Source organism: Streptomyces nogalater, assembly GCF_039532885.1.
GTDB lineage: Bacteria > Actinomycetota > Actinomycetes > Streptomycetales > Streptomycetaceae > Streptomyces > Streptomyces nogalater.
Genome location: NZ_BAAASM010000106.1, coordinates 1 through 738, shown reverse-complemented (window position 1 = coordinate 738; position 738 = coordinate 1). Strand labels below are relative to the sequence as shown.

Annotated in this window: 1 rRNA gene; it reads right to left on the bottom strand. The window is 54.5% G+C overall.

Features of this window, described 5'->3' with window-relative positions:
• Window positions 1-738, bottom strand: a 23S ribosomal RNA gene (locus ABD350_RS37880); the annotation flags it as partial.

The following is a 738-nucleotide window of genomic DNA, read 5'->3' as shown; positions in this document are numbered from 1 at the left end:
ATCCAGCACGACCAGACTGGTATTTCAACGACGACTCCACCCACACTGGCGTGCGAGCTTCACAGTCTCCCAGCTATCCTACACAAGCCGAACCGAACACCAATATCAAACTGTAGTAAAGGTCCCGGGGTCTTTCCGTCCTGCTGCGCGAAACGAGCATCTTTACTCGTAGTGCAATTTCACCGGGCCTATGGTTGAGACAGTCGAGAAGTCGTTACGCCATTCGTGCAGGTCGGAACTTACCCGACAAGGAATTTCGCTACCTTAGGATGGTTATAGTTACCACCGCCGTTTACTGGCGCTTAAGTTCTCAGCTTCGCCCACCCGAAAGTGAGCTAACCGGTCCCCTTAACGTTCCAGCACCGGGCAGGCGTCAGTCCGTATACATCGCCTTACGGCTTCGCACGGACCTGTGTTTTTAGTAAACAGTCGCTTCTCGCTGGTCTCTGCGGCCACCCCCAGCTCACGGAGTAAATCCGATCACCAGACATGGCCCCCCTTCTCCCGAAGTTACGGGGGCATTTTGCCGAGTTCCTTAACCATAGTTCACCCGAACGCCTCGGTATTCTCTACCTGACCACCTGAGTCGGTTTAGGGTACGGGCCGCCATGAAACTCGCTAGAGGCTTTTCTCGACAGCATAGGATCATCCACTTCACCACAATCGGCTCGGCATCAGGTCTCAGACACATGATGTGCGGATTTACCTACACACCGTCCTACACCCTTACCCCGGGAC